We start from the raw sequence: 24,157 nt of genomic DNA, 5'->3' as shown, positions 1-24,157 counted from the left end.
ATCCTCAGCCCCCGATTAAAACTGTGGGCCAGCCAAGGATGATGGTGCCGCCGTGAGCAGTGACATCCAGCATACGCGCCGCCGGTAACCCGGCGATCAATGTGGTGACACTGCCTTTCATAATTGTGTCTGGAGGCCCAACGCACACGCACATGTCAGTCATGCGCGCCGCGGGTAAGTTTCCGATCAAAACCGTCGGTGCTCCAAGAGATATCGGGCCTCCTACGTGAGGAACGATACCGGTCACCATTGGACAGACGTGCATGTCTGTCATGCGTGCTGCTGGGAAACTCATAGGGCCTCTATTTCATTATCTGCGAGTGCTCGTCCCAACTTGTAAGCTTTGACTAAGAACTCTTCAGGGTCCTCCACGTTACTGTCGTATACTGACAAAACTATAGACGACCCTACAGCAATACTAGTTAGGTTTTCTGGGGGAGGTGCGGGGTCAAATTCGGGGGAACCCATACTTCCGCCACTCCAACCAGCCGCTGCAGCGGCAAGAGAAGCGGCGCTTTTATATCCTCCGTCATCAGCAATTTTCATTGCTGCACGACGCAGGTCTTCATCAGGTTTACGGACCCAGTCTTCGGCGGCTTTCAGCGCAATTTCGTCTTCATTTGGGGGCTGGGTGCCTTCCGGAAAGGTTGCTCTGCTGACTTGACTGGCCCACCACACTGCGCGTGGTTTACTCAGGGCGTGGGCAAGAACTTTTATCGCGTCAGATGTAAGTTCTGCTTCCGCTAGGGTATCCACAACTTCGATAGAAGGTTTCTGATCTTCTACCAGTGGTAATGCCTCATTTCCAAGTTCTAAAGGTCTGCTTTTGAGTAGATCTTTGAAGGAATTGAGGAGCAGTGTAGTATTTGTCACGCTGTTTTCCATAATTCGCCTCAATTTATCTTCACAAGGGCACCTTGTACCGTTGTGATGCCGGCGCCTTTCAAGGTGGTCAAGGTCCCGTCGACGGTCGCCTGAACATCACCCTTTACGGTCACCATTAAGCCTTTCAACTCAGCTTGAGCGGCCTCAAGCTTGAGGGAGCTAGGACCAGCCGTAAGGGTGATCGACATAGGATCCATTTTGATGGAGCTGCCACCGCAGGTAAGCTCTATAGCTTGCGTTCCGGAAACCTTCACAGATCCAGCGGATGCATCGACTTTCACATCACCGGTTTGTGAGGTCACACCGATGTCTTTCATGGCTTCAACGGTCTGCGCACCTTGCTTCATGGAGATGCTTTGGTCGCCACTTTCGACAGTGATGGTGTGATTGCCAGATTTGACCGAGAGTGCGTCGTCTTTCTCGACGGTTGTCGTACGGCCACCAGTCTTGATTGTGTAGGTCTCATCACCCTGGTCAACGGTCAGACTGCGGTTGTTGTAGACCTCGATTGTCTGGTCGCCATCTTCTTGCTTGTCGAAGCCAATTTTAACGGTTTCATTGTTTTTGACGGTGCGCTCATAGTCCTTCTCAGCGGTGAGCTGAACGAGTTCCTCGTCTTTTTTGTCTTCAAACAAAAACTCGTTGTTACCACCACCTTCCTTGGAAGTCTCACTCTTGAGCGTTGATTTCGTGGCTTCACCGGGCAGATCGTAAGGAACGGTTTGCTCACCATTGTAAACACTGCCCACAACAATAGGTCGGTCAGGGTCTCCGTCTAAGAAATCAACGAGGACTTCCTGACCAACACGTGGAATGTGGAGACCACCCCAACCTTTACCTGCCCACATTTGCGCAACACGCACCCAGCAGGAGGACTTGTCATCGTTCTGTCCGTCACGATCCCAATGGAACTGCACCTTGATCCGACCATACTCATCGGTCCAGATCTCTTCCCCATCCGCACCAGTAACGATTGCGGACTGCAATCCGTTCATATTGGGCCAGGGTGTAGTCGAGGCTTTGCGATATTGAACGCTGGAATCGACCGCCTCAATCTCGTAAGTGATGGCGTCGTAGAACTCTTGCTCTTCATCGCGGGCAAACTCGATTGAGACCTCACAGATCGCCTTCGTGATCAGGTATTCTTTTTCCTGACTTGGGTCGTCTGAAAACTGATCCAATTTGAAGAGGTAACCGGGCCTCAATCCACGTACGTTGCCGCGAGCATATACCTTGGCGTAAGCCGCACTGGCCTCTTCAACGCGCACCTTGGCTCGCTTTTCACCTACACTGACTTCCTCATAATGGCCTGGATACATGTAACGCGTACGGCCAGAGAGCTGGTGGGATTTCTTCTCGCTAGCATTAGCTTTCAGATCACTTGTGGGTTTAGTGAAATCATAGTCATTGATTTCAACTTCATCCGTCTGGATCTCTTCATTATGTCGCCAATCCCAAAAATGATCTGCTCCACGCCGGAAATGATCTTCCTCGGAATAGAAGGGAAGGCTGGACTCGCCTTTGATGTCTTCATGAGCGCTATAAGAGTCCGCCAACACCATCGTGTGTTGGCCGTCTTCGTGCTCAAAGTAATAGTAGATCCCTTCCTGCTCCATCAGGCGGCAGATAAAGTTGAAGTCGGTTTCTTGAAACTGCGCGCAATAGGGCCGAGGATCATAACTGTCACTCAGCTTGTTTTTGAAGTCAGTAAAACCAGCTTCCTGAAAAACTTCTTTCAAGATGTCTGGCGTCGACTTTTCCTGAAAAATCCGGCAGTTGCTGGTAAGGGTCAAAAACCAAAGCCACGGGCGTACAATAAGGCGGTAAGTTGAATACCCATGATCTTGTCCCGTATAGATGGCCTTGGTCACAAATCCATTCAGATACTGGTCAGAGGACAGGCTTGTGCCGGACACTTTTTTCATTTCAACCGTAAGTGTCTGCCCAAGCATCTTATCAAGGCTCAGGTCATGCTCGAATGATCGGCAATCAACGACCATTTCGTAGAGCTCACTCATTTCGCTGGTCATCTTCATCTTCCAAAGGTGGAAGCTGTCATCTCCACCATCGAAGCTGATCGTAAACAGCCGGTTCTCAGTTATTTTGCTCGCACACATTCCAGGACCTGCCTATTTCTAAAACTGCTGTTTTGATCGGTCTCAGGCGTTAAAGCTGTCTGAGGTCAGTTTGCGATTGTCTCGTTCCATCCGTTCAACGATGCTGGGGTTGAGAATCCAGGGCATGGAACCTCCGGTGTTCTCCCAGTTCACGAGAACCTCATCCCAAGTCTTGACGGATTTGATGAGCACGGGGAAGCTAAGTGGCTCTTTGCCAAATAGGATCTGGTCAAGATAAGCTGCACCGCGAACAAGGTAATAATTGCCGCCGTACTCCATGACGTAGATCTCAGGTACTTCTTCTATTTCAATGAGTTCAGCCATTTGAAACTCCATTATCAATTGTTAAAGATCGGCAAGCAGTGCTTCGAGTTCCGGATCCATTCCCTCTTCGTCCGCTTCTTCTTCATCGTCTGCTGAAAGGTCGGCTAGGAGGTTGTCCAACTCTGTCGTGTCATGGGCAGGTGCAGGCGGAGCAGCTGCTGCGGCTGGCGCAGGAGCTGGTGCCTCTTCAATCTCGTCTTCTTCCTCAGCTACCTCAGGTTCACTCTCCTGAGGTTCTGGTGGTTCAGCTTCAATTCTGAAGATGGTTTCTGGTGTTTTCTTAGGATCAAGGATGGTCTCAACAACCACTGCACCTTTTGTTGCCTGAATGCCTGGGGTAGAGCCGTCGCCGCCGCTGATGCTAACACGCGCTCCGGCATTTGCGCTCGGTGTCTCTGCAGCTTTGGTCACGGCAATCTGATCGCACCAGCGTCCAGAGATAGTGTCACCGGCCAGGCCGTTAAGAGAGGCAATGCGAACTTCAGGCTGGCCCTTCATAGAAACAATGGGCATCCAGCTCTGTCTCATGAGTGGCTCTACGCTGCGATGACTGATCATGCGATCAGTACAGGGCAGGGCAACCTGATCACCATACTGGTCGTGTAGGTAATGGAACGGCATTTCGTTGAGGGTCAGGATCGAACCTGGTCTCATGCCTCCGCCATTGGTCTCGTAGTCTTTTGCAAGCACAAGACCAATCAGGGCTGCTGGATTGCCCCACAACATGGCTTTCAGGCCAACTTGCTCGTCAAACTCTTCAAAGCTGAATGCATCAATCGGATCGGTTTTTGCGCCATAAGGCATTCGAAGCATGAAGCGTGGCAAGCTCAGACCAATGTAATTGCTTTCTGGCATGGCACGCAGACTCTGCCATGTCTTTTCGGTAATCTTAGGAAGATCAGCAAATTTTCTGGTGGCATTGTTGCGGTCCAGGGAAGTCAGGAAAGGCGCATGCGCATGCGCGCAGATCTTTGACATACGCCCCAGAAGCTCTGCATGGGGGGGAGTCATATCGAATGTGTAAAGACCAACAATTGCACTCGGCGTGCCAACACCTTCATCCTGCAGCGCATTTTCCACGAAGAGACGATACAAACCTGTTTCTTCAAGCTTGTTGGTGGCACTGAGGTCTCTTGCAAAATCCTCCGCAGAGATGTCGTAGAGCGTTATTTTGAGTGCGGTGGAAGTCTCAATTCTGCGTGACAACATATCAATGACACGCCACACACTCTCCAGAGCCTGAAAATCAGCGTTTTGAAGGATCTTGCGCAGTGTCGTGGTCATCACAGTCTCGACAATCTCGAGATAATCATCGAGTTGCGGATTGTCGGCAGGGGTTATGTGAGGCGAAACGATCTTTCCAATCAGGTCTGTGAAGTCATCGGCTTCTTCATGCTCCTCAACAGGGCGATCAATGAGAGCGGAGAAGTCACTCAGCTTCTTGTCGACTGGAATGACAGAACCACGCGAGTTGCGCTGTGAGATAGGCTTTTCGCCTTTGTCTTCCAGCCACTCATCAATGGTCGCTGCCGCATTGCTGAATGTCCCTGGGTTTTTGAGGGAGGAACGCAGCGCCTTCAGCTCATCAAATATCTCGAACTCATCAATTATTTCGTCAGGATGGAAGTCTTCAATACAGCTCGGTTCAAACCGAATGACTTTTTCATCACCAGCAAGATCAAGTTCGATGTTGATCTTGAAGCGGGCAGGAAGGTCTTCTGCGGTATCGACATCAACGTTATGCCCTTTGAGCACAGCAAGCTCATCAGCATCGTAAAGAGCCATGCGGTTGGCACGACCAGAAAAATCGCCGATCACGGCAAGATGGAATGGACTATCCAGCGTAATGTTGAGCTTTGGAGCTTCACATGTGACTTCACCAAAATCGGGCTCAAAAACACTTGCAGATGCACCTTCAGCGGTTTCACCTTCTGTGGGAGCATCACTTTCCTCGATGATGTCATTGAGCAGTGCGTCAAGATCATCGTCCTTGTCAGAGTCACTCATCAGAATCTCTCTTATTGGTTTCTATCTGGTCCTCAAGACGTTCGAGGGTTTTGATTACCTGTAATTGCGCAGCTTCCAATTGAGCGGCGATCGCACGGTTTTCAGCGGATACGAGGAGGCGAAGGCGTTCGACGTCTTCACTGTGTTCTTCCTGATAGATGCCCTGCATGGAGCTGACGATCAGACCGATAAACAGGTTGAGCACGGCAAATGCGGTCAGGAAGATAAAGGGGATGAAAAGGGCCCAGGCGTAGGGATAGATCTTCATAACGGGACGCACGATCCCCATGGACCAGCTCTCCAGCGTCATGATCTGGAACAGCGAGTACAAAGATCGACCAATGTCTCCGAACCAGTCTGGAAAGCTTGCACCAAACAAGCCGGTCGCCATGACCGCAAACACATAATAAATCAGCGCCAGAACGATCATCACGGAGAACATGCCAGGTAGCGCATCCAATAGCGCCTGCATCACTTGCCGGTACTGTGGCAGGAAAGACAGGACACGCATGGCTCGCATAACCCGAAGGGCACGCAAGACGCTGAGATAACCTGACTGCGGGAGCAGGGAAAAGCTAACCACTGAAATGTCGAAGATGTTCCACCAGCTTTTGAAAAAGCGTGTGCCAAACGCCATGATTTTCAAGACAAATTCCAAAATGAAAAGTCCGATAATCACGTCGTCGAAAATGATCTGTCCATCACCAGTCAAGCGTCGTACGGAAGGGGATGTCGCCAGACCCAGGCTGATTGCGTTGACAACAATCAAGATGAGAAAGGTGTACTGAAAGATATCAGAGCGAACAATACGGCGCAAAGTAAGACGCCACGCAGGAATGCGTGTCGACCGTCTCCTCGCCGATTGCTTAACTTTCTGCATCGTTGGACTCCTCGTCACTTGGAAAAGTAGTTCCGACGTGTTTTGTTTCAGTTAGTTTCTGTGGTAAAAAAAGTAATAAGCCTATGTTTTGATTTTGCTTTCAGGTTTATCTGAATTTCCTGTGATGGATCTATTTCTTCTTGTGTTTGTCTTTTTTGGCTACGGGTGATTTCTTGAACTTGTAGTCAAATGCATCACCATCAGTCAGAACTTTAAGTTCTGTGATCTTCTTGTCTTCACTCATGTTCTTCAGGAATTCTGTGCTGATATCCGGGAGAAGGGTGTTGGTCAGGATCGCATCGATCATACGACCACCACTCTCAATTTCCGCACATCTGCTCTCAATCAAGGCAACAACTGAATCATCCCATGTGAACTTCACATTGTGGTTCTCGAGAATACGATCACCAATCCGACCAAGTTGTAGATTGATGATTTTGTGAATGACAGGAGAACTCAGCGGGTAATAAGGCACGGTTACAAGTCGGCCCAAAAGTGCTGCCGGGAAAGCCTTCAGCAAGGGAGGTCTCAAAGCTTTGGCAATACCCTCCGGATCTGGTGTCAGATCTTCATCTGCACACATATCCAAAATGAGATCACTGCCCACATTGGCAGTCAACAAGATCAAAGTATTTTTGAAATTGATCTTCCGGCCTTCGCCATCTTCCATCATGCCCTTATCAAAGACCTGGAAGAAGAGTTCATGCACATCCGGGTGGGCCTTCTCAACCTCATCCAGCAACACAATGCTGTAAGGTCTACGGCGCACGGCTTCTGTCAAAACGCCGCCTTCACCGTAACCCACATACCCTGGAGGAGAGCCTTTTAGCGTGGAGACCGTATGGGACTCCTGAAACTCACTCATGTTGATGGTGATAAGATTCTGTTCACCGCCATAAAGGGTCTCTGCAAGTGCTAAGGCTGTCTCGGTTTTACCGACACCACTTGGTCCGACCAGAAGGAACACACCAATGGGACGACTTGGATTATCAAGGTTCGCACGAGAGGTTTTTACGCGGCGAGCGATCACCTCCATAGCATGGTCCTGACCGATGATCCGCTTCCTCAGGATATCGCTCAGGTGCAGCACCGTCTTAATCTCGTTAGAGACCATGCGCCCAGTTGGTATGCCCGTCCAGTCAGAAACAATTGTTGCAACCGCTTGGCCATCCACTTCAGGAAGAATGAGGGGGTGCTCACCTTGTAGTTCGGTCAGTTCCTCAAGTTTCTGATCCAGCTCCTTCTTGATTGGAGCCGTATCTGCGTTCTCATCTCCATTGGTTTGGCGGAACACTTCACGTAGTTTCAGAATTTCTGTAACAAGCGATTGCTCTTTCAACCATTCAGCTTCAAGAGCTTCACGTTCTTTCTCAAGCTCAGCAAGCTTCTTGTGCACGTCAGTGAGCTTATCACCGACATCGAAACCGGACTGCACCTCTCGTTCAAGGATATCTCGTTCCGTTTCAATCATGACAAGTCGTTTGCGGCAATCATCGACAGCAGCTGGCGTTGCATGTTGGGAAAGAGCGACACGGGCACAGGCAGTATCAATCAGGCTGATTGCCTTGTCTGGCAGCTGTCTTGCAGGAATAAAGCGCATCGACAAATGCACGGCAGCCTCAAGCGCTTCATCCAGAATCTGGACCTGATGATGCTCTTCAAGCATTGCTGCCACACCGCGCATGATTGCAACTGCTTTATCCGGATCAGGTTCTTCAACCAAAATGTTCTGGAAACGGCGAGCGAGGGCAGGGTCCTTCTCAATGTGCTTCTTGTACTCAGACCATGTTGTTGCTGCAATTGTCCGCAATTCACCACGGGCAAGTGCCGGTTTCAAAAGGTTAGCTGCATCACCGGTTCCAGCAGCCCCTCCAGCACCAATGAGCGTGTGGGCTTCATCAATGAACAGGATGATGGGCTGTACAGAAGAGCGCACTGCATCCAATATCTTGCGTAGGCGATCTTCGAACTCACCTTTCACGCCAGCGCCAGCCTGTAACAGCCCGACATCAAGCAGGAGAACGCGTACATCCTTGATGGACGGCGGCACATCGCCCTCTGCAATGCGGATTGCCAAACCTTCAACCACTGCCGTTTTACCAACCCCGGCTTCACCCGTCAGAATTGGATTGTTTTGGCGACGGCGCATCAGTGTGTCGATGATCTGGCGAATTTCTTCTTCACGGCCAATAACCGGATCCAGCTGCCCAGCTTTCGCTTTTGCCGTGATGTCTGTGCAATAGGCGTCCAAGGCCTCATCTGCAGATTTCAGACCCGGGGCTGCGGCGTGCTGTTCACCAGCATCGAGTTGCGTGCCATCCTTGGCTTTGCCTTCTTCAGGCGAGCCCTCTGTGATTTTCTTGTATCGTGTCGCAACATCATCAGCTGAAATGTTCTCAAACAGACGCGAAATGCCAAAGAGCGTATTGCGAAGGCCTGGTGTCTTTAGGATGCCAATCAAAAGGTAACCGCTGCGGATGGCATTATCACCAAACATCAAAGTGGCATAAACCCAGCCGCGTTCAACGGCCTCTTCCACGTGCTGCGACAAATCACTTACTGAACTGGCTCCTCGGGGCAACTTGTCCAAGGCCTTGGTGAGATCACTCGCGAGCCGGGCCTCATCGATCTCTGCATCCCGCAAAATGCGATGCAGATCTGAATCCTGCCCGCTCAACAACTGCTGGAACCAGTGCTCCAACTCCACATAAGGATTGCCACGCATCTTACAAAAGGTCGTAGCGCTGTCGATTGCCTGATAGCAGGTCGGATTTAATTTACCGAAGAGGGACGCTCGTTTGATATCACTCATGGGAACTCCTAGGCAGCCTTCGCGCGATTGTTGTTATGAACAGATGCTTTCGATTTTTCAGTGACTTGTCGTGGGCGCAAATTGAGATCTCGGACTGGGTCGCCTTGTTTTTTCGGTGACAACCAAGTCGTCCATCCCAGCTTTCCATATTGTCCAAGCCGAGTAGTCGGCACCTGATTGCGCTTAAGAACAAGAGCTACGTCCCACTCCAGCTCATCGCCGCAATAGGCTCTGACCGCTGAAAGCAATCGCGGCATGGAAACACCGTCAGGAAGCAGCCCTTCATAGTCGCGGAGGCTCAATGGACCGAACGCCACGCGGAACTTTGTGTCACTGGACCAAACTCGCCCCCCCAGTGCAGCTCCAACACCGAGAAGCCCGGCATTGCGAAAGCCGTTGAGGGCAGTCACTTGATTTTTGGGTAGATACAGCCACTCTCCAATGAACTCTTCCAGAGCGACGGGGAGGTTGAAATAACAGCTCAAAATTGCCAGTAACCCATCAGCCCCGCGCGTTTGCAAGGCGAGACGGCCAGCGAAATGATACTTCACTACATCCGGTAAATCATCCCGATGTCGAAACTCGGTCGGTCCAAATCCTGCAAGCGCTCCGGTATAGATCGAATACCTGTCTTGTTCAGGTCGATCAAAGCTGAATGCGGGCTCACCGGTGATCGCCGCGCGGTAAAACAAGCTCAGGATACGGTGATGAAAGACATCTGCGAATGCACGCATTGTGGTATCGCGGTGTTGATGTTCTCGCTTAAAGGCATACTCAGTCAGATGAAGCGGCATTGGGCCATTGGGCCCAAAGAGTCCCAAAAACCGGCTGGTTAACCGGCTGGGCTTTGTTCCAACACCTTGCTTGAACGCCGTGATCGTTGATGCTTCAAACTGCAAATGAGGTTCATGAGAAAAGCGGACAGGATCATCCTGACAGCGCCGTGATGTTCCAATCCGAGGCATATCCGGGTTGGAACACTCAATAAGCCGCACCAGAGGCAAAAACTCATAGCTGAGGTAATCTTTCTCAGCCGAGCGCAAACGCTGTTTCCACCGAACTTCAGGCGTAATCTCTTGCTGAACTGGCACAGGTGGTTTGCCTTGCCCTTCGGGAGGTTTGGGTGGACCAGACGAATTTGGGGGAGGTGGTGTTTGCGAACCAGTCATAATCTGTGACGCCTCCCGATCTGGCAGGGCCAGCGCATTACTTCACCTCGTACGTTGGATCTGATCACCGTCTCGGTGAAGCTGTTGATCGAAACGTAACGGGCAAAGAACTCATTGAGCACGGCACCAAGCAAGAACACACCCGTGCCTTCAAAGGCGGCTTCATCAAGCGTAATATTTAGCTCAAGGCCACGTGCGACAGATGAAAGACCTTGTCCAGGGAGACGACGAACAGCCCGAGTGGATTTGATTGAGCGAACGCCATCAATTTGCTGTGTTGTCGAGCTGTCACCAAGCGGAGCGTACAGATGCAGAATGGAACGCAGAGCTTGTGCGCCATCAGTATCGTTATTGTCCGCAATGCTAAGGTAATTCAGTGATAAATGATTGATGAAGCGCCATGCGGTCTCACCAAAGATGTTTGAGGGACGTGGCCGACTGGGGCCATCGATGCATTTCACTGCTTCAACTGGCCCACCTTCTGGAAGGGAAAAGTCCGACTTTCCCGCTCCGATCGGTATCATCAATGGTAGATCTCGGTTCGTGCAAAGTGCTCGAATGCCGAGCTGATTGAGTGCAAGATTATAGGGTGCGTCCTTCGCATCTACGAGACTAATAAAAATCTCAGTGCCAAGATAATTACTGCGTCCACCCGTCATCTGTCGTTTGGCTGTCGCAAGCCGTTGCTTGCGGTTCACCGTGTAATAGGCACCTTCACTTTGTAAATCTTGCGTACTTGATAGGCTGTAGAATGGCTTGAAGATCTGCGGCGCATCGCCTTGCGAGCTAAACCCTTCAACCTCTTGCAGCTGATAAATTTCGTAGTCCAGTGGTTTAGATCTGTCTGGCACCACATGGTGATCGCTACGTTTGTCGTTGATATGCAGACGGTCTAGTCGTGTAGAGAACAGATTGATTGCAGGGGTGCAGAACAAGGAGATATTGGCACGATCAACGGCGCGTTCCAGATCTTTGTCAATACGATCAAAGAGCAGAAAGACATCCATTTCATCCGTTTCGCATTGACGAACGGCAGGTTGCAGATTGGTGAGTTCGACAAACAGGAAACGGTGCGGAAACGCGAAGTACTCTTGCAACAGACGATAACCGCTGAACGATTGTGGACCATAAGGAAGAAGTGCATCCTCATCTCCGTACCCACGCGTGTTCACGATCTCGGAGGAAAGGCTGATTTCCCAAGGCGTAGGCAAACTTGTTGGGCGGATTGCAACGCCAGTGCAATTACCGATGATTTGCTCATAAAGCTTCACCGGTTGTGATCCTCCACCGCGCAGATAAAGCGGCAATTCATCCAGCGCCAGCTCATTAAATGGAATATTGCCAACCGTTTTCAGGCGAATGCGGAGTCCGGCTTTAGCTCCATTTTTTACCTCAACCTTTTGAGCGGCTAACTCACTTGGGCTCGCCAGATAGTCGATAGCTTCTATGGTGATTGGCCAAAGCGTTGTTTCATGAGCCGTATTATAGATACAAGGCGTCGCTCCGCGGGCACTCTTGCGGCTGCGCAACTGTGTGCCGCGAGGAATAACATATCCATCCTTCAGGGAGCCCTGCGTCATATCCGGCTCCAAACTTGCGATAAGCATGGACGGAACGGGTGCTAGGAAGTGGGGATACACCATCTCAAGAAGGTGCTGCGTAAATTGAGGGAACTGGGCATCCAGCTTGTATTGAACACGTGCAGTTAGGAACGCAAAGCCTTCCAGAAGACGCTCAACGTAAGGATCAGCACAGTCAAAACCACTCAACCCAAGACGCCCTGCGACTTTGGGGTAAGCCTCTGCAAATTCAGAGGCACTTTCGCGAATGTGCTGTAATTCTCTGTTGTAATACGGAAGCAGCCAAGGCTTCATGTCAAGAACCTCGCTGGCGCGGTTTAGCTATTTGCACCGCATGCACATCAAGGTCGAACTCAGTGCGTAGGTACAAGGCTTGTGGCAAAGGTTGGGACCACAACTGCCCTTCAATCTGGAAGTCTAGACGATTGGAACGGCGTGGTTTATTAGGCTCAACGATAGAAACCAAAAGGCTATCTGCTATAAGGCGAGGTTCGAAATGGACGATTGCCTCATGCAAAATGTCTTCAATCTCTTCAGCACTTTTGCTTGTCATCGCGCCTAGGTCTGGAATTCCAAAATTTAAGACGGATGACTGGACTTCGGGATAAGGCGTCAGATCAATGTCTGATGCCAGACGGGTTGTGTTAAAAAGCCACTCCAAATCACGTTGAATGGAATACCGAAGATTAACCGAACTGGTGACACGGGCTTCACGAGGCTCCACCTGCTGAAACGGGTTGTCATCTGTAAGACGGTCCAACAAAGACGGGACCAACCGATCAGCAAGAGGGCGTTCAGCCATGGCCTCCCTCCGTAGAGGATGCGGCATCATCTGCGCCTGTTACGGGGCCGATGTCCTTATGAATATCCAGTTCAGTGTCAAAATTGATCGCTCGCACCTCAAGCAGAGGGATCTCTGCGCTTTCATGCGCAAACATACGCTGTCCGATCGGCCTGTCTTCGTTCCAGGTGGTCAATCGGGAAAGTTTGAGGTTAGGGTCGTCTGAATGAATAGTTTCAACGTATCGTGTTGGGATGAAACCGTTTGCAGGACCACCATTGACCCAGAGAAGGTTCACAGGCGTCCAGCACATATCTCGTAGATCACGAGGCTCTGGAATTCTTATGGATTTGATTGCGGAGAACGGAACCCAATAATAGGCGTTGCTCATCATAAGCTCAAGAACGGGGCCAAGCCGCGGGTCGGCATCTGCCAGCCACTCGAACTTTTCACCATTTATGGTTCCGGAAATAGCGTCTGCTTCTTCAAAGGCTTTATCCCGAAGGTTAATTGCCGCTTGCTCGTTTTTCTCAGTGTCAAACTTGAGGGCTTGAACCAGAAAGGAAAGCCATTCTTTAGGTTCACCAAAGAGCAGGGGAGTTTTGTCACCTGAAAAGACTTCTTCACGCAATTGCTCCATATCCAGCAAGCGAGAATAGGTCTCCACCATAGGCACCGCGCTCTCATCAAATTGGCGGATGATTGGAAGCTGTTTTTTGGCCTTGAGCCAGTCTCCATTGACGCAATAGAGCTGGAAAAGGAGGATGCGTTCTTTGACGTCCTCAGGCTTTTTTCGTACTTGCTCCTGAGTGATCTTGAGCGCTTCTTGTAAATTACCTGTGGCTAGATGTTCCTTCGCAGGCATACGGGATCACTCCAGATTATTGCGATGAGGAAGGTTTGCCGGGGAAGCCCCGGCAAACAGATAAGGTAGGGAAAATACTCGATTATTTGACGACGAGGTCGCGAGTATTCTTGATGCGGCTCCACTTTTCGGTAAGTGTCTTGCCCATCGCACCAGTGGTATCCATCATGGTGTAATCAATCTGAACAGCGCCATATTCCATCTGGATGGATTCTTTACACTCTTCGTCGTTACCTTCCCAACTGATTTCCTTGATGGCAACCAGCTTCATTGTGAAGGTAAGGAAGATCACACCAGCTTTACCGGATGCACCACCAGAACGGCGAAGCAAAAGTGTCACTGTCTCGTAAATACCGCCGTTACAACAAGCAAGGAAAAGGCCTGGCGAACCGCGGTCACTTTTCTTTTCAATCTGGAATTCTTTAAACTTCACGCGACCAGCGCCAGAACCGCCACGCATGGAACCGATGTCCATAGTGTTTTCAGCACCCATGCTGAAAGTGGCGATTTCGAAGGCCTTTTTTTTGGCCATTTCATCATCTTGTGTTTCGCCTTCAATGGCGATAGCACCGGCACCGGGCCCCTCAAAGATTACATATGCATCAATTGACATGACGCTTGCTCCACTTTTTGTTGCTTACTTTGTTGTGGCACTAAACGGCTTGCCGCATGAGGCGTAGTGCCGATTAACAGCGTTTTGAATGGGTTTGATAAAAACGCTGCCGTCTTCCGCGTCAGCCTAAGGTTTATCCTCCCTTGGCTGACGGAAGCTTTGAAACCAGTCGCAAGGAAACCGTCAGACCTTCTAACTGGTAATGAGGACGCAGGAAGAACTTCGCGCTGTAGTAGCCTGGGTTTGAATCATCGGCTTCGACGACCACTTCGGCTGACGCCAAAGGCTTTTCCGCCTTTGTCTGCTCACTGGAACCTGCAGGATCGCCATCTACGTAACGCATAATCCAATCTTGCAGCCAGTTCTGAAGATCCTGACGTTCTTTGAACGAGCCAATCTTGTCTCGAACAATACATTTTAGATAGTGAGCGAACCGACAACTTGCAAATAAGTAAGGTAACCTAGCTGCAAGGTTTGCATTTGCTGTCGCATCAGGGTCCGTATACTCTGCTGGCTTCTGCAAAGACTGTGCGCCAATGAAAGCGGCCAAGTCTGAATTCTTACGGTGTAACAATGGCATCATGCCATTCTTTGCAAGCTCAGCTTCACGGCGGTCAGTGATCGCAATCTCGGTAGGACACTTCATGTCCACGCCGCCATCATCCGTTGGGAACGTATGTGAAGGCAGGCCTTCAACAGCGCCGCCAGATTCCACGCCCCTGATGCGAGAGCACCAGCCATAAAGCTTGAAGGAGCGGGTGATGTTGGTTGCCATTGCAAAAGCAGAGTTGGACCAGACGTATTTTGAGGAGGAGGCACCTGATGTGTCCTCTTCAAAATCAAACTCATCCACCGGCTCAGTAAGTGGGCCATAAGGCAACCGAGCCAGAAAACGCGGCATTGCAAGGCCGATATAACGGGAATCTTCAGATTCACGTAGTGACCGCCATGCAGCATATTCTGGTGTCTGGAAAATCTTGGTGAGATCGCGGGGGTTTGAGAGTTCTTGCCAGGATTCCATTTGGAAGAGGCTAGGGCTCGCTCCTGCAATGAACGGAGCATGAGCCGCGGCTGCAATCTCTGCCATCTCGTTCAGAAGCGCCACGTCTGGTGGGGTGTGGTCGAAGTAGTAATCGCCGATAAGCACGCCATACGGCTCACCACCGAACTGACCATACTCTTCCTCGTAGATTTTCTTGAAGACCGGGCTTTGATCCCACGCAGTACCCTTGTATTTTTTCAGGGTCTTGCTCAGTTCCTTCTTGGAGATATTCATCACCCGGATCTTCAGCATTTCGTCAGTCTCAGTGTTATTGACGAGATAGTGAAGTCCGCGCCAGGTCCCTTCAAGGCTCTGGAAATCTTCGTGGTGAAGGATCGTTTGAATTTGCTCGGAAAGCTTACGGTCAAGTTCAGCAACAATTGACTCGATTGACTTCAGCGTGTCGTCCGAAATCAGCGTTGTGTTTGCCAAAGCCTGCTCAGCCAGTGTTGCCACTGCACCTTCCACGGCTTCTTTTGCGCTGTCTGACTTGGGCTTGAATTCTTGAGTGAGGAGAGATTCAAAGTTATTGGGATCAATAGCTTCAACCTGTGCCTCTTCGGCTTCGACTTCCGGTTGTTTTTCAGCTTCAGCCATTATTTTCGTCCTTCTCTTCAGCAGCAGCATCACCTTCCTTCGGTGCGGCAGCTAGTGTTTGCAAAAGGGCAGGATCATTCAAAACCTTACCGATCAACTCCTCGGCACCGGACTTGCCGTCCATATAGGTCATCAGGTTTGCAAGTTGAGTACGGGCTTCCAGCAACGTACGCAAAGCATCAACCTTGCGAGCAACTGCTGCCGGAGAAAAGTCGTCCATACTCTCGAAGGTCAGATCGACACTGAGATTGCCTTCGCCTGTGAGGGTGTTGGGAACCCGGAATGCTACGCGTGGCTTCATCGATTTCATGCGTTCATCGAAGTTGTCGACGTCGATCTCAAGGGCTTTGCGATCCCCTACAGGAGGAAGTGGATCTTCGGGCTTGCCAGAAAGATCAGCCATTACACCTGCTACGAAAGGCAGCTGAATGGTCTTCTCTGCGCCGTACAATTCAACATCGTACTCAATTTGCACTCGAGGGGCTCTGTTCCTCGCTATAAATTTCTGACTACTTTGTTTTGCCATGTGATCGGGTTCCCGGTACTTTTGTTCTTATTCAGACCTGGGTTATTCGATTGAACCAGAATGTTCGTCGTCGTCGGGGCTTACCCCTTTGATGTTCAAAACTTGTGCTTCCCCATCTGGAGCGAGGTCCTTGATGATGGAATAAAAGTCGAGATCAACAAGACGTCGGGCCCGACCCAGTAGAAGTGGAACCGGACTTGAAGGTTCGCTACGCTTGTAATACGCACAAACCTCATCAAGAGCTCTTAACACGTCAGTTCGGTTTATAACTGTTCCGGTAAAACTTGCGCTTTTCTTGCTGGATCGAGCTTTAACTGGCCCATCTTCCTCAGAGTCAGTTTCTCCCTCTTCCTCCTCATCTTCCTCTTCGATTTCCAGTGCTGGAGCCAATAAAAACTGCGCTTGACGCAGCTCTCGCAGGAGGTCGTCAAGGATCAGGCCACCGTGCTGCGCGAAAAAATCCCGGATGTGCTCGGATGTTTTGATCGCGGTTTCGATTGCATTAACAACCTCTGCAATGTTTTCGCGATCTGTCTCTCTGAGAGCTGCATCGTAGGAAGCAATATCGGGTCTGTCACGGCCTTCTGGCAGTTCAGTCTCCCCGCGAGCGATGGCGATCTCGTTGAGAGACCATGCTCCGAAGATGCGAGACTGGACGAGAGAGGCATTTCTGATTAGGGCAAGCGTGGTGCGTCTGTCATTAAGAGCGGAAAGGACATTCGCACGCATGATAGGGTCATGCCCCTCTGCGGGATCAAGCTCTGGGTGTAACGTATCCCAAAAGGAATCCAGCATTTGTGCAATGAAATCCATGCCTTTGGCGAAGCCTGGATAGCCTTCAATTGCAATTAGAGATTGTGCGTGAATGATGGCAACGCGAAGATCGTAGGTTCGTGTCAGCAGTTGGGTGGAGAGGCGCAGCGCCTCCTTCCAGTCAGGTTCTTCCCCTTTGATAATGGCTTCCCCGATCTGGTGATCTTGGGTGCCACTGGCAGCAGTCTCCATCGTCAGGAAGTCAGGATCGTATTCAAGATCCGGCCCGCAAGGTGCATTCTCCTCAATAGGTTGAAGGGAAGCCGTTGGATCCATTCGAAATCTATCCCGCTCTGCTACTGCTTATTGGGACTGGAAGTCCGATCACTACCAAGTATTTGCGCATAGTATTGGTAGAGGTTGCCAAATGAGTGGGGCGACCACTCGAGATAGGCCTATAATATTCCGCAAGATCATTTCATTGTGTGTACAGTATAAGAGGAACTGGTAATATCGTTATTAACTCGTTGACTTGATAGGGAAAAATATCTCTGCAACCAGAACACTCTGACAGATATAAGGATATTGTGTTGGAACCTGCAAAGAGCACATCAACAAGCACTGTCAGGTTTTACAGGTGCCCGTCGTCAAATCGCATGTTGGCGGAGAAGACGCTCATTTCATCATCAGCCCCACAGCAACTTTTATTTAGAGAAGCGAAAGCCCTGCAGCATTTGTCTGGCGCCATCGCACCGAACTTTGTGGAGCTGAAAACCGAAGGCGGAAACATCAAGCTGGTCATGGAGTTGGTGAAAGGGGAAACACTTGCCGATAGGATTAGTAAGGCGTCGCTTTCCTTAAAAGAATTCGCCCAACTTTGTACGCAATTGGTTCTGACGGTCAATCATCTCCATAGTGTTGGGATTGCCCACTTAGATCTCGCTCCTAACAACATCATGCTAAGCAACCAGGGAGTGCATGGGTTAGTCATTTTGGACTTTGCTTATTGTGCCTTTTATGATGAGCTGCCGTTTATGCGGCCACATAGCAGTTTTGCGGGGCACTTGAACTACGCAGCACCAGAACAGCTGGGATTGGGCACCGATAAAATCACCGAGAAAACAGACCTATATGCACTGGGCTTAATTATACGTGAGATGTTTGGATATCGGGACCATATCAAGGACACATATGAAACTGCTATTGCGTTTCGTCTGCACGCCCCAGACCTCAGAAAATTACCGCCAGACTGGCGGCAAATGGTTACTCAACTGCTGAAATTTGTGCCCGAAGAACGCGTCAGAATATTAACGCACACCGACTACAGCACTTAGACGTCGGCTTGATGTTAAGAGCTGCAGAGAGAGCATAGGCGAGCCCGATAGCAGCTTCCGTTCGGGCGAATAGACCTGCATTCAGGCGTGCAGATGCCCGGAGCGATGCCCTTGCAGATGCTCTCATGGAAATGCGGTTTGCATTACGAAGCCAGTCGGCTTGACCAATGTTCAGGTCGAGATCACTCAAATCCACTTTAGCTGTCGGCAGCTTCAGGTTTAGTTGTGGCAGCAATCTGGAAAAGAGGCTCAGTTTTGCAGTGATGCGAGCCCAAGCTTTGACGTTTCCTGAGAAAAGGCTTTCGCCAAACGCCAGCTGTAACAGACCAATAATGTTCAGAGCTGCCAAAATCTTGAAGGCTGCTTTCAGATCGAACTTAAAGCCAAGATTCCAGTTACCAAAGTCCGCCAACATCTTCGCAAGTGCTTTGAGATCAGCCTGAGCGTTCATGTTCAAATTCTGCTTTAAACCAAGGTCAACAAGCCCAAGCAGAGGCAGGTTAATCTTCGCCTTCGGCAGTATGAGATTCAACTTGCCGAGATTGAGATTAAAGGGGTTCAATCCCAGGCCTTTAATTTGAAGAATGAGTTGAGCAGCAAGCCCGAGCTTTGCTAGAATATGACCCGGAAGAGCCCCCAGTTTCAGCGCGAGTGGAAGTGCGAACTTTGCTGAGGTTTGCGCGAGCTTCTTCAATTTAAGCTTGGCGGCTGGAAGAGTGGCGGACTCTGTCACACGAAGAGCTAGATCAGCCGCTGCAGTTAGCCGATGATTGATGCTGGCGTTAAGCGCCAAAAGTTGCGCAAGGCTCAGGAAGTTAAACGGGCGAAACCGCATGAACAGGTGAGGGGATGTGACACGAAGGGAGGGGCCTTTGATACGCGGCAAAGCGGTTGCTTCCCCTGCCTTCAACACAAGAGGGACAAGCAGGTTGAGATTGATATCGGGAATAATATCTGGGCAAAAACAGAAGCAAGGCAATGCGGGGTGCTCCTTCGGCTTGTTCCCGTAAACAAAGGTCGCCCCATGCCACAAAGACTGCAACATGGGGCGTTTAGATCAGACAGAAATCTTCTGTTCGAGATCTTTCAAAGCTGAAGCGATTGGTTTCTTGATCGAAACTGACACACCTAACGGGTTTTTCTCGAGCAGATTAATCAAGTTATCTGAGTCCATATGACTGTTGAGAGTAGCGATGCTAGCGGAGAGCTTCTTCGCAACAGCAGGGCGTTTATCTGCTGGGGCTCCCCCCCAGGCCTTCAGATCTCTAAGAACCAAATCGAGATTTCCCTGAAGTAAGCTTGCGTTGCCTAGCAAAGCTGCGCTTGGTCCCTTTGCTGCTATGAGCCGCATGCGTGGGTCTGGATGGTTCTTTAAGCTCGACATAAGGCTGCTTATATTAGACTCGGCAGTCGTCCGTTGAATTGTCAGCTCCTTGATTGCCGCGGCAACTTCTTGTTGATCGACTTTCTTGGCTGCTGGTTGCTGCGCGATGAGCGCTAAAATAGCCTTTACGCCTGCTTGGGTTCCTGTGTCATCAAGCGCGCTCACGGCGTTTTCAATGACGCCAAGCTGTTGTTTTAGCGCAACGTCATACTCGTCATCCTTGCCGAGTGCTTTCTCAACTTTATGAGTGATCGCAGCTAGAATTGACGTCAGTTTGTCGCGAAGAATTTCCTCTTGAGCTGCATCTTCAGCTGCAGCTGCTGCGGCGTCTTCTGCAGACGTATCTTCATCATCTTCAGTGTCTTCAAGATTCTCTCCACTGGCAGCCAGCTCTTCGTCTGTGAAGGCTTCATCACTACCGGTGTCTGCGACTTCATCAGTCTCATGAGAGAATGTATCCAGCATATGATCTGGAGTCTCTGCGCCTTCTTCCTCTGCATGATCAGAATGAACGGTGTTGCCGTCTTCATCCTTCACATGAATCTTGAAGTTCAGCTTTTGGCTGATAAGGAACTTACGCATCATCTTGATAAGCCCTTGGGTAGGTGGCTTACCAACGCATTCGATGGTCATTTCCTTACTTTTGATGGTCACAACCCCACACATGCTCTTGGGGTTCTGGGTCTCCTTCTTCACCGCGACCAAAAGCATCTTTGGCTTTTTCCGCGGGTGAATTATCAAAGCGTCGTCTTCCTTTGGATTCTTGTTTGGCGAATACGCAAAGTTGACTTCTTGCTTACGTGCCTTTTGAATACCTGCTTTTAGCTGTTGTAGTTCTTTAGGGTCCATTGGGTAACCTCGACGTTTGATCTTCCGACTACTTACTAAACTTCCTTTTGTGTACTTTACATAAAACTGGTCTTGACGGTTTTAAATAAAGAGTACTGTCTGGACGAACCTCATCAGTATTGATCGTTTCAAAATCAAACATGGTACACAATCGCGCGATCACTTTAATTCCAAGAAAAGTGACGTAGCTGGCGCCCGTACACATTCTTGGTCCCAGACCAAAGGGAAAATAACTCCCAAGCGTTGCCTTTGCTTCTCCGCGCGAAAAGCGATCGGGATCGAACATGTCTGGATTTTCCCAGAATGAACGGTGACGATGCACAACCCATGGACTGATGATCACCATGGATTCCTTAGGGATTAAGGTGTCTCCAAGGGTGGTGTCCTCACGTGCAACACGGGAGAGATAAAGGACAGGAGGATAAAGGCGCAGGACCTCTTTAAAGACGTCACGCGTAAAACGAAGACGGGGCAGGTGCTCATAAGAGATGCGACCACAAGCCGTCACCAACTGCACTTCTGTCCGAATGCGCTCAACAATCTCAGGGCATTGGGCGAGAATATAGACAGACCAACACAGCGCAGCAGACGTTGTTTCATGGCTGGAAAGGAAAATGCTCGCGACTTGGTCAACAAGTTGTGACTTCGTAAAACGCTTTCCAGTCGATGGAACACGCGCATCCTGAAACACTTGAAAGAAGTTTTGAGAGTTTGGAGGCTTGTTGTGCATGTGCTCGTCAATGATCTGCGAAATGACGGCACGCACGTCTTCTGCAGTCTTCAAAGCTGCCTCTGTAAAGACTGGTGGACCAGCACCAGAAAAACGCTTCAGATCCAGCGCAGTCCCTGCGACTTGCTCTTCGTATTTCATAATGGAATCGAAGCATTGGTGCTCCAGCTGAATCTCAATGGGCTTTGAGAACACGCAGCGGAAATTGACATCAGCAACTAGAAAGTTGATCTCTTCTGCAAGCTTAACCGTCTGGCCAGTCTCTGCATGTTGCACAAAGCGTTCAACAAAGGAACTGAGTGCCTCTTGCAGATAACCAAAGGAGATACGGACACTCGTGTTGGAAAAAATCGGCGCAACCATCTCATGTTGATCTTGCCAGTCAACACCTTCTGCTGAGACCAGACCATTATGCAGGATCGGTTTTAACAGCTCTGCAATACCGCCGCCTTTTGGGAATATAGCTTGTTGTTCTTCTAAGACTCTGGACAGCAACTTGGGTTCATTTACGAGGAATTTGCGCGGATTATCATCATCAAACTGAAAAATCGCGCACTCGTACAGCTCCTTTGGGATGACGCCAAGTGGGTCAGAGCTCAAATAATTACTGAAGTTTCTCCAGCCTTCTGCGGCTTCTCCCGGATAGGGTGCTGGCGGTCGATATAATGAAATCTTGTTTTCCATTATCTACATTCATGTTGCGGCGGAAAGTAGAATACTTCCGCACATTTCCCAACATCATCAGCGCAAGCCGATAGGAGAAGTAGGTGAGAACCATGCGCAATAGTGCTTTGCGGGAATATAGAACAGCCCTCTTAGAGATTTGCTTTCGGGACTCTGCAAATTTTGTTTGATTGCTAATCAAGAGAAAATACTCTGAGTAACCAATGGCTTTTGCCTCCCCAGACACAGCAGTAAACGCAAGAGCTATAGGGCTTTAGACCAGATGAGATGACATCACGGGAGCCGCCAAACACACCGGGATACAGGCCTAGAAAATGTCTTCTAACCTTACTTGAATCTAAAAGAGGTCCCCTAAGGGAAGGTGTTGGTGCATTACGACTTGGAAAAAGACGTGTTTGGACTGCCTGTACTGTTGCGCAAAATCAGGCGACATCCAAGCTCCACGCGGCGGGCACTGCGCTCTCCATCAGGCAGGGTCAAGGCTTCTTCCAGTAGATTTAAAGCGACGTGACCAATCTCTTCCATTGGAACATGGATGGTTGAAAGGGATGGACTGGACAGCTCGCCAAACAATGCATTGTCAAAACCCATAACTGAAACATCGTTGGGAACAGAGTAACCATGGTTCTGCAGGGCTTTCATCGCACCAAGTGCGACGTTGTCTGCTGAGCAAAAGAACGCGGAGTAAGGGGAGGGACCATTGTGTTTGCTCAGCCATTTGCTGAAGTTGGTCTCCACCACATCCTGCTGATAATCGCCAACATCAATAATGTCGGAGACAGGAACGTCGAGCCCTGCTTGTCTAAAGGCATCCAGAAATCCTTCAGTCCTTTGCTTTGCGACGCGTCGATTGCCCCAGGTGAGCAATGCAATCTTTTTGTGGCCTAAATCCAGCAGATGATCCGTGGCCAGCTTTGCTCCAAAGCGGTTGCTGGGAGCAACTGTATCCACCCTCATGGATTGATCCTGACCACTCAGAATAACGGAGGCAGATGGCAGATTGTAAAGCATATCAATCAGACATTGCCTGTCATCCTGCATCACTGCGATGCCTTGGGGGCGGTGTTTTGCAACGGCCTCCACAATATTGTCCGGATTGATTTCATTCTCTTCCTCAATCTGAGGAATGAGGCGAATACCACGGCTTTGGCATTCTTTCCTGAAGGCGTTCAGCATGGTCCAGGCCACGAAATTGCGATCAGACTTAGGGAAGGCTTTCTTAGTGCCGACCAGCAGCACTGTAGAGAGCAGGGAGATCGAAGCTTTGCGTCGCCGCTTGGCAAGATAACCTGTCTCACGCGCGATGCCTAACACACGTTCTTGTACTTCACTGCCGATGGGAGCAGAAGCGTTTAAAACGTGAGAAACAGTGCTGATTGAGACGTTCGCAAGCTTTGCGATCTGCTTGATACCCGTTGTCACGCGACTTCCACCATTCATCAATAGGACAGGCAATTATTGAATGAAAATCTTTTCATGTGCAACGCTTACGTGCGTGCTGTTGTGTATCACTGAGAGGAACTGATTAGTGAAACCAGCTTATCCAAAATCCTCTTAATGCTCAGACAGCTTCGCATTGGAATTCGTGAATATGATCTAAGTGAATGAATTAATTCAACAAATTTTGCATTGCTCAACATGTGATGACGAATGAGCGAGATTGAGTGATGGCCTTGAAGTAAGTTGAAGAGCTGATCATGAAAAAATTTTCATAAAGCCGCCTTGTTGTCAAACGGTGCCCCTGTCATCTTTGCCCGGTAACTGATTGTCAATAAGGCCGTATTTGGGCTGCCAAGTGCAGTGGAGCGGACTTGTTGCATAAATAGAAGTAATGCGTTTTGGCGGGGAGGATCTGGCAAAACGTGTTGGGGGAGAATTTGATGAAGAGCGTTACACTCACGTCGATTGCTGCTTTGACGCTGCCGTTTCTGGCCGCCAATGGCTGGGCCTATAACGAAGCGCCCATGCTCAAGCAGTTGGTTGAAGCCGGTCAATTGCCGCCGGTTGAAGAGCGCCTGCCGAAAAATCCACGCGTCATTCCAGTCTACGACAGCATCGGCACCTATGGCGGTGTCATGAAGCGTGCATTCAAAGGCCCAAGCGACCGCTGGGGCCCAACCAAGCTCATGGAAGAGCGTGTGGTTGAAACCTACATGGACGGTGACAAGAACCTGTCTCTTGTTCCCGGCTGGGTTGGCGAATATTCCGTGAGTGAAGATGCCCGC

Annotated in this window: 20 protein-coding genes and 1 pseudogene; 2 read left to right on the top strand and 19 right to left on the bottom strand. The window is 50.0% G+C overall.

The window, feature by feature from the left end:
* Positions 1-4: 4 nt before the first annotated feature.
* From BM231_RS13995 to tssA, 15 genes are all read right to left on the bottom strand, one after another.
* Positions 5-295, bottom strand: a complete 291-nt coding sequence (locus BM231_RS13995) for a PAAR domain-containing protein (protein WP_057465268.1) — start codon at positions 293-295, stop codon at positions 5-7.
* Positions 292-885 carry a DUF6931 family protein gene (locus BM231_RS13990; RefSeq protein ID WP_093520313.1) on the bottom strand — a complete coding sequence of 198 codons (594 nt, stop codon included), beginning with the start codon at positions 883-885 and terminating at the stop codon, positions 292-294. Before BM231_RS13990 ends, BM231_RS13995 begins: the two co-directional genes overlap by 4 nt.
* Positions 886-893: 8 nt before the next feature.
* Complete coding sequence (locus BM231_RS13985) at positions 894-3,002, bottom strand: type VI secretion system Vgr family protein (RefSeq protein ID WP_093520311.1); 2,109 nt, start codon at positions 3,000-3,002, stop codon at positions 894-896.
* Between the two features lie 42 nt (positions 3,003-3,044).
* A complete protein-coding gene (locus tag BM231_RS13980) occupies positions 3,045-3,326 on the bottom strand; it encodes a hypothetical protein (RefSeq protein ID WP_063291939.1) in 282 nt (93 codons plus the stop codon).
* Between the two features lie 21 nt (positions 3,327-3,347).
* The gene (locus BM231_RS13975; RefSeq protein ID WP_093520309.1) at positions 3,348-5,333 is read right to left on the bottom strand and encodes a type VI secretion system contractile sheath domain-containing protein; all 1,986 of its coding nucleotides are present in this window, start codon (positions 5,331-5,333) and stop codon (positions 3,348-3,350) included.
* On the bottom strand, positions 5,326-6,213 hold the full coding sequence (locus BM231_RS13970) for an ion transporter (RefSeq protein ID WP_093520307.1): 888 nt from the start codon (positions 6,211-6,213) through the stop codon (positions 5,326-5,328). Before BM231_RS13970 ends, BM231_RS13975 begins: the two co-directional genes overlap by 8 nt.
* Before the next feature lie 130 nt (positions 6,214-6,343).
* Positions 6,344-9,025, bottom strand: coding sequence for a type VI secretion system ATPase TssH (tssH, locus tag BM231_RS13965; protein ID WP_093520305.1), 2,682 nt, complete (start codon positions 9,023-9,025; stop codon positions 6,344-6,346).
* 8 nt (positions 9,026-9,033) lie between these two features.
* Complete coding sequence (gene tssG, locus BM231_RS13960; RefSeq protein ID WP_093520303.1) at positions 9,034-10,194, bottom strand: type VI secretion system baseplate subunit TssG; 1,161 nt, start codon at positions 10,192-10,194, stop codon at positions 9,034-9,036.
* Positions 10,191-12,068 (bottom strand): type VI secretion system baseplate subunit TssF, encoded by a 1,878-nt coding sequence (gene tssF, locus BM231_RS13955; protein WP_093520301.1) that lies wholly within the window; start codon positions 12,066-12,068, stop codon positions 10,191-10,193. The genes tssG and tssF overlap by 4 nt, the downstream gene beginning before the upstream one ends.
* Position 12,069: 1 nt before the next feature.
* Complete coding sequence (gene tssE, locus BM231_RS13950; RefSeq protein ID WP_063291944.1) at positions 12,070-12,576, bottom strand: type VI secretion system baseplate subunit TssE; 507 nt, start codon at positions 12,574-12,576, stop codon at positions 12,070-12,072.
* Positions 12,569-13,420: a type VI secretion system accessory protein TagJ gene (locus BM231_RS13945; protein WP_093520299.1), complete on the bottom strand. Its 852-nt coding sequence runs from the start codon at positions 13,418-13,420 to the stop codon at positions 12,569-12,571. The genes tssE and BM231_RS13945 overlap by 8 nt, the downstream gene beginning before the upstream one ends.
* An 82-nt stretch (positions 13,421-13,502) precedes the next feature.
* Positions 13,503-14,033: a type VI secretion system tube protein Hcp gene (locus tag BM231_RS13940; RefSeq protein ID WP_057465257.1), complete on the bottom strand. Its 531-nt coding sequence runs from the start codon at positions 14,031-14,033 to the stop codon at positions 13,503-13,505.
* A 133-nt stretch (positions 14,034-14,166) separates the two neighbouring features.
* Positions 14,167-15,672 (bottom strand): type VI secretion system contractile sheath large subunit, encoded by a 1,506-nt coding sequence (gene tssC, locus BM231_RS13935; protein ID WP_093520297.1) that lies wholly within the window; start codon positions 15,670-15,672, stop codon positions 14,167-14,169.
* The gene (gene tssB, locus BM231_RS13930) at positions 15,665-16,198 is read right to left on the bottom strand and encodes a type VI secretion system contractile sheath small subunit (RefSeq protein WP_037035899.1); all 534 of its coding nucleotides are present in this window, start codon (positions 16,196-16,198) and stop codon (positions 15,665-15,667) included. The genes tssC and tssB overlap by 8 nt, the downstream gene beginning before the upstream one ends.
* Positions 16,199-16,240: 42 nt before the next feature.
* The gene (gene tssA, locus BM231_RS13925) at positions 16,241-17,287 is read right to left on the bottom strand and encodes a type VI secretion system protein TssA (RefSeq protein WP_093520295.1); all 1,047 of its coding nucleotides are present in this window, start codon (positions 17,285-17,287) and stop codon (positions 16,241-16,243) included.
* A gap of 320 nt (positions 17,288-17,607) precedes the next feature.
* Between tssA and BM231_RS13920 the strand changes: the two genes are divergently transcribed.
* Positions 17,608-18,285 (top strand): protein kinase domain-containing protein, encoded by a 678-nt coding sequence (locus BM231_RS13920; protein WP_093520293.1) that lies wholly within the window; start codon positions 17,608-17,610, stop codon positions 18,283-18,285.
* Here the strand turns inward: BM231_RS13920 and BM231_RS13915 are convergent.
* The 4 genes from BM231_RS13915 to BM231_RS13900 form a co-directional block, all read right to left on the bottom strand.
* Positions 18,251-19,330 (bottom strand): hypothetical protein, encoded by a 1,080-nt coding sequence (locus BM231_RS13915; protein ID WP_208860370.1) that lies wholly within the window; start codon positions 19,328-19,330, stop codon positions 18,251-18,253. The genes BM231_RS13920 and BM231_RS13915 overlap by 35 nt on opposite strands.
* Before the next feature lie 12 nt (positions 19,331-19,342).
* Complete coding sequence (locus BM231_RS13910) at positions 19,343-20,518, bottom strand: hypothetical protein (RefSeq protein WP_093520291.1); 1,176 nt, start codon at positions 20,516-20,518, stop codon at positions 19,343-19,345.
* Between the two features lie 28 nt (positions 20,519-20,546).
* Positions 20,547-21,932, bottom strand: a complete 1,386-nt coding sequence (locus BM231_RS13905) for a cytochrome P450 (RefSeq protein ID WP_093520289.1) — start codon at positions 21,930-21,932, stop codon at positions 20,547-20,549.
* Positions 21,933-22,304: 372 nt separating this feature from the next.
* Positions 22,305-23,354, bottom strand: a complete 1,050-nt coding sequence (locus BM231_RS13900; protein WP_208860369.1) for a LacI family DNA-binding transcriptional regulator — start codon at positions 23,352-23,354, stop codon at positions 22,305-22,307.
* Positions 23,355-23,812: 458 nt separating this feature from the next.
* Between BM231_RS13900 and BM231_RS13895 the strand changes: the two are divergent.
* Positions 23,813-24,157: pseudogene (locus BM231_RS13895) on the top strand (ABC transporter substrate-binding protein); the annotation flags it as partial.

This window comes from Pseudovibrio ascidiaceicola, from assembly GCF_900114245.1.
GTDB lineage: Bacteria > Pseudomonadota > Alphaproteobacteria > Rhizobiales > Stappiaceae > Pseudovibrio > Pseudovibrio ascidiaceicola.
The sequence above is the reverse complement of the archived record's forward strand: the minus strand, read 5'-3'. Positions and strand labels throughout refer to the sequence as shown.

Excerpts from the sequence above, each read along its gene's own strand:
- BM231_RS13995 (WP_057465268.1), bottom strand. The coding sequence starts at position 295 with ATGAGTTTCCCAGCAGCACGCATGACAGACATGCACGTCTGTCCAATG.
- BM231_RS13990 (WP_093520313.1), bottom strand. The coding sequence starts at position 885 with ATGGAAAACAGCGTGACAAATACTACACTGCTCCTCAATTCCTTCAAA.
- BM231_RS13985 (WP_093520311.1), bottom strand. The coding sequence starts at position 3,002 with ATGTGTGCGAGCAAAATAACTGAGAACCGGCTGTTTACGATCAGCTTC.
- BM231_RS13980 (WP_063291939.1), bottom strand. The coding sequence starts at position 3,326 with ATGGCTGAACTCATTGAAATAGAAGAAGTACCTGAGATCTACGTCATG.
- BM231_RS13975 (WP_093520309.1), bottom strand. The coding sequence starts at position 5,333 with ATGAGTGACTCTGACAAGGACGATGATCTTGACGCACTGCTCAATGAC.
- BM231_RS13970 (WP_093520307.1), bottom strand. The coding sequence starts at position 6,213 with ATGCAGAAAGTTAAGCAATCGGCGAGGAGACGGTCGACACGCATTCCT.
- tssH (WP_093520305.1), bottom strand. The coding sequence starts at position 9,025 with ATGAGTGATATCAAACGAGCGTCCCTCTTCGGTAAATTAAATCCGACC.
- tssG (WP_093520303.1), bottom strand. The coding sequence starts at position 10,194 with ATGACTGGTTCGCAAACACCACCTCCCCCAAATTCGTCTGGTCCACCC.
- tssF (WP_093520301.1), bottom strand. The coding sequence starts at position 12,068 with ATGAAGCCTTGGCTGCTTCCGTATTACAACAGAGAATTACAGCACATT.
- tssE (WP_063291944.1), bottom strand. The coding sequence starts at position 12,576 with ATGGCTGAACGCCCTCTTGCTGATCGGTTGGTCCCGTCTTTGTTGGAC.
- BM231_RS13945 (WP_093520299.1), bottom strand. The coding sequence starts at position 13,420 with ATGCCTGCGAAGGAACATCTAGCCACAGGTAATTTACAAGAAGCGCTC.
- BM231_RS13940 (WP_057465257.1), bottom strand. The coding sequence starts at position 14,033 with ATGTCAATTGATGCATATGTAATCTTTGAGGGGCCCGGTGCCGGTGCT.
- tssC (WP_093520297.1), bottom strand. The coding sequence starts at position 15,672 with ATGGCTGAAGCTGAAAAACAACCGGAAGTCGAAGCCGAAGAGGCACAG.
- tssB (WP_037035899.1), bottom strand. The coding sequence starts at position 16,198 with ATGGCAAAACAAAGTAGTCAGAAATTTATAGCGAGGAACAGAGCCCCT.
- tssA (WP_093520295.1), bottom strand. The coding sequence starts at position 17,287 with ATGGATCCAACGGCTTCCCTTCAACCTATTGAGGAGAATGCACCTTGC.
- BM231_RS13920 (WP_093520293.1), top strand. The coding sequence starts at position 17,608 with ATGTTGGCGGAGAAGACGCTCATTTCATCATCAGCCCCACAGCAACTT.
- BM231_RS13915 (WP_208860370.1), bottom strand. The coding sequence starts at position 19,330 with ATGTTGCAGTCTTTGTGGCATGGGGCGACCTTTGTTTACGGGAACAAG.
- BM231_RS13910 (WP_093520291.1), bottom strand. The coding sequence starts at position 20,518 with ATGGACCCTAAAGAACTACAACAGCTAAAAGCAGGTATTCAAAAGGCA.
- BM231_RS13905 (WP_093520289.1), bottom strand. The coding sequence starts at position 21,932 with ATGGAAAACAAGATTTCATTATATCGACCGCCAGCACCCTATCCGGGA.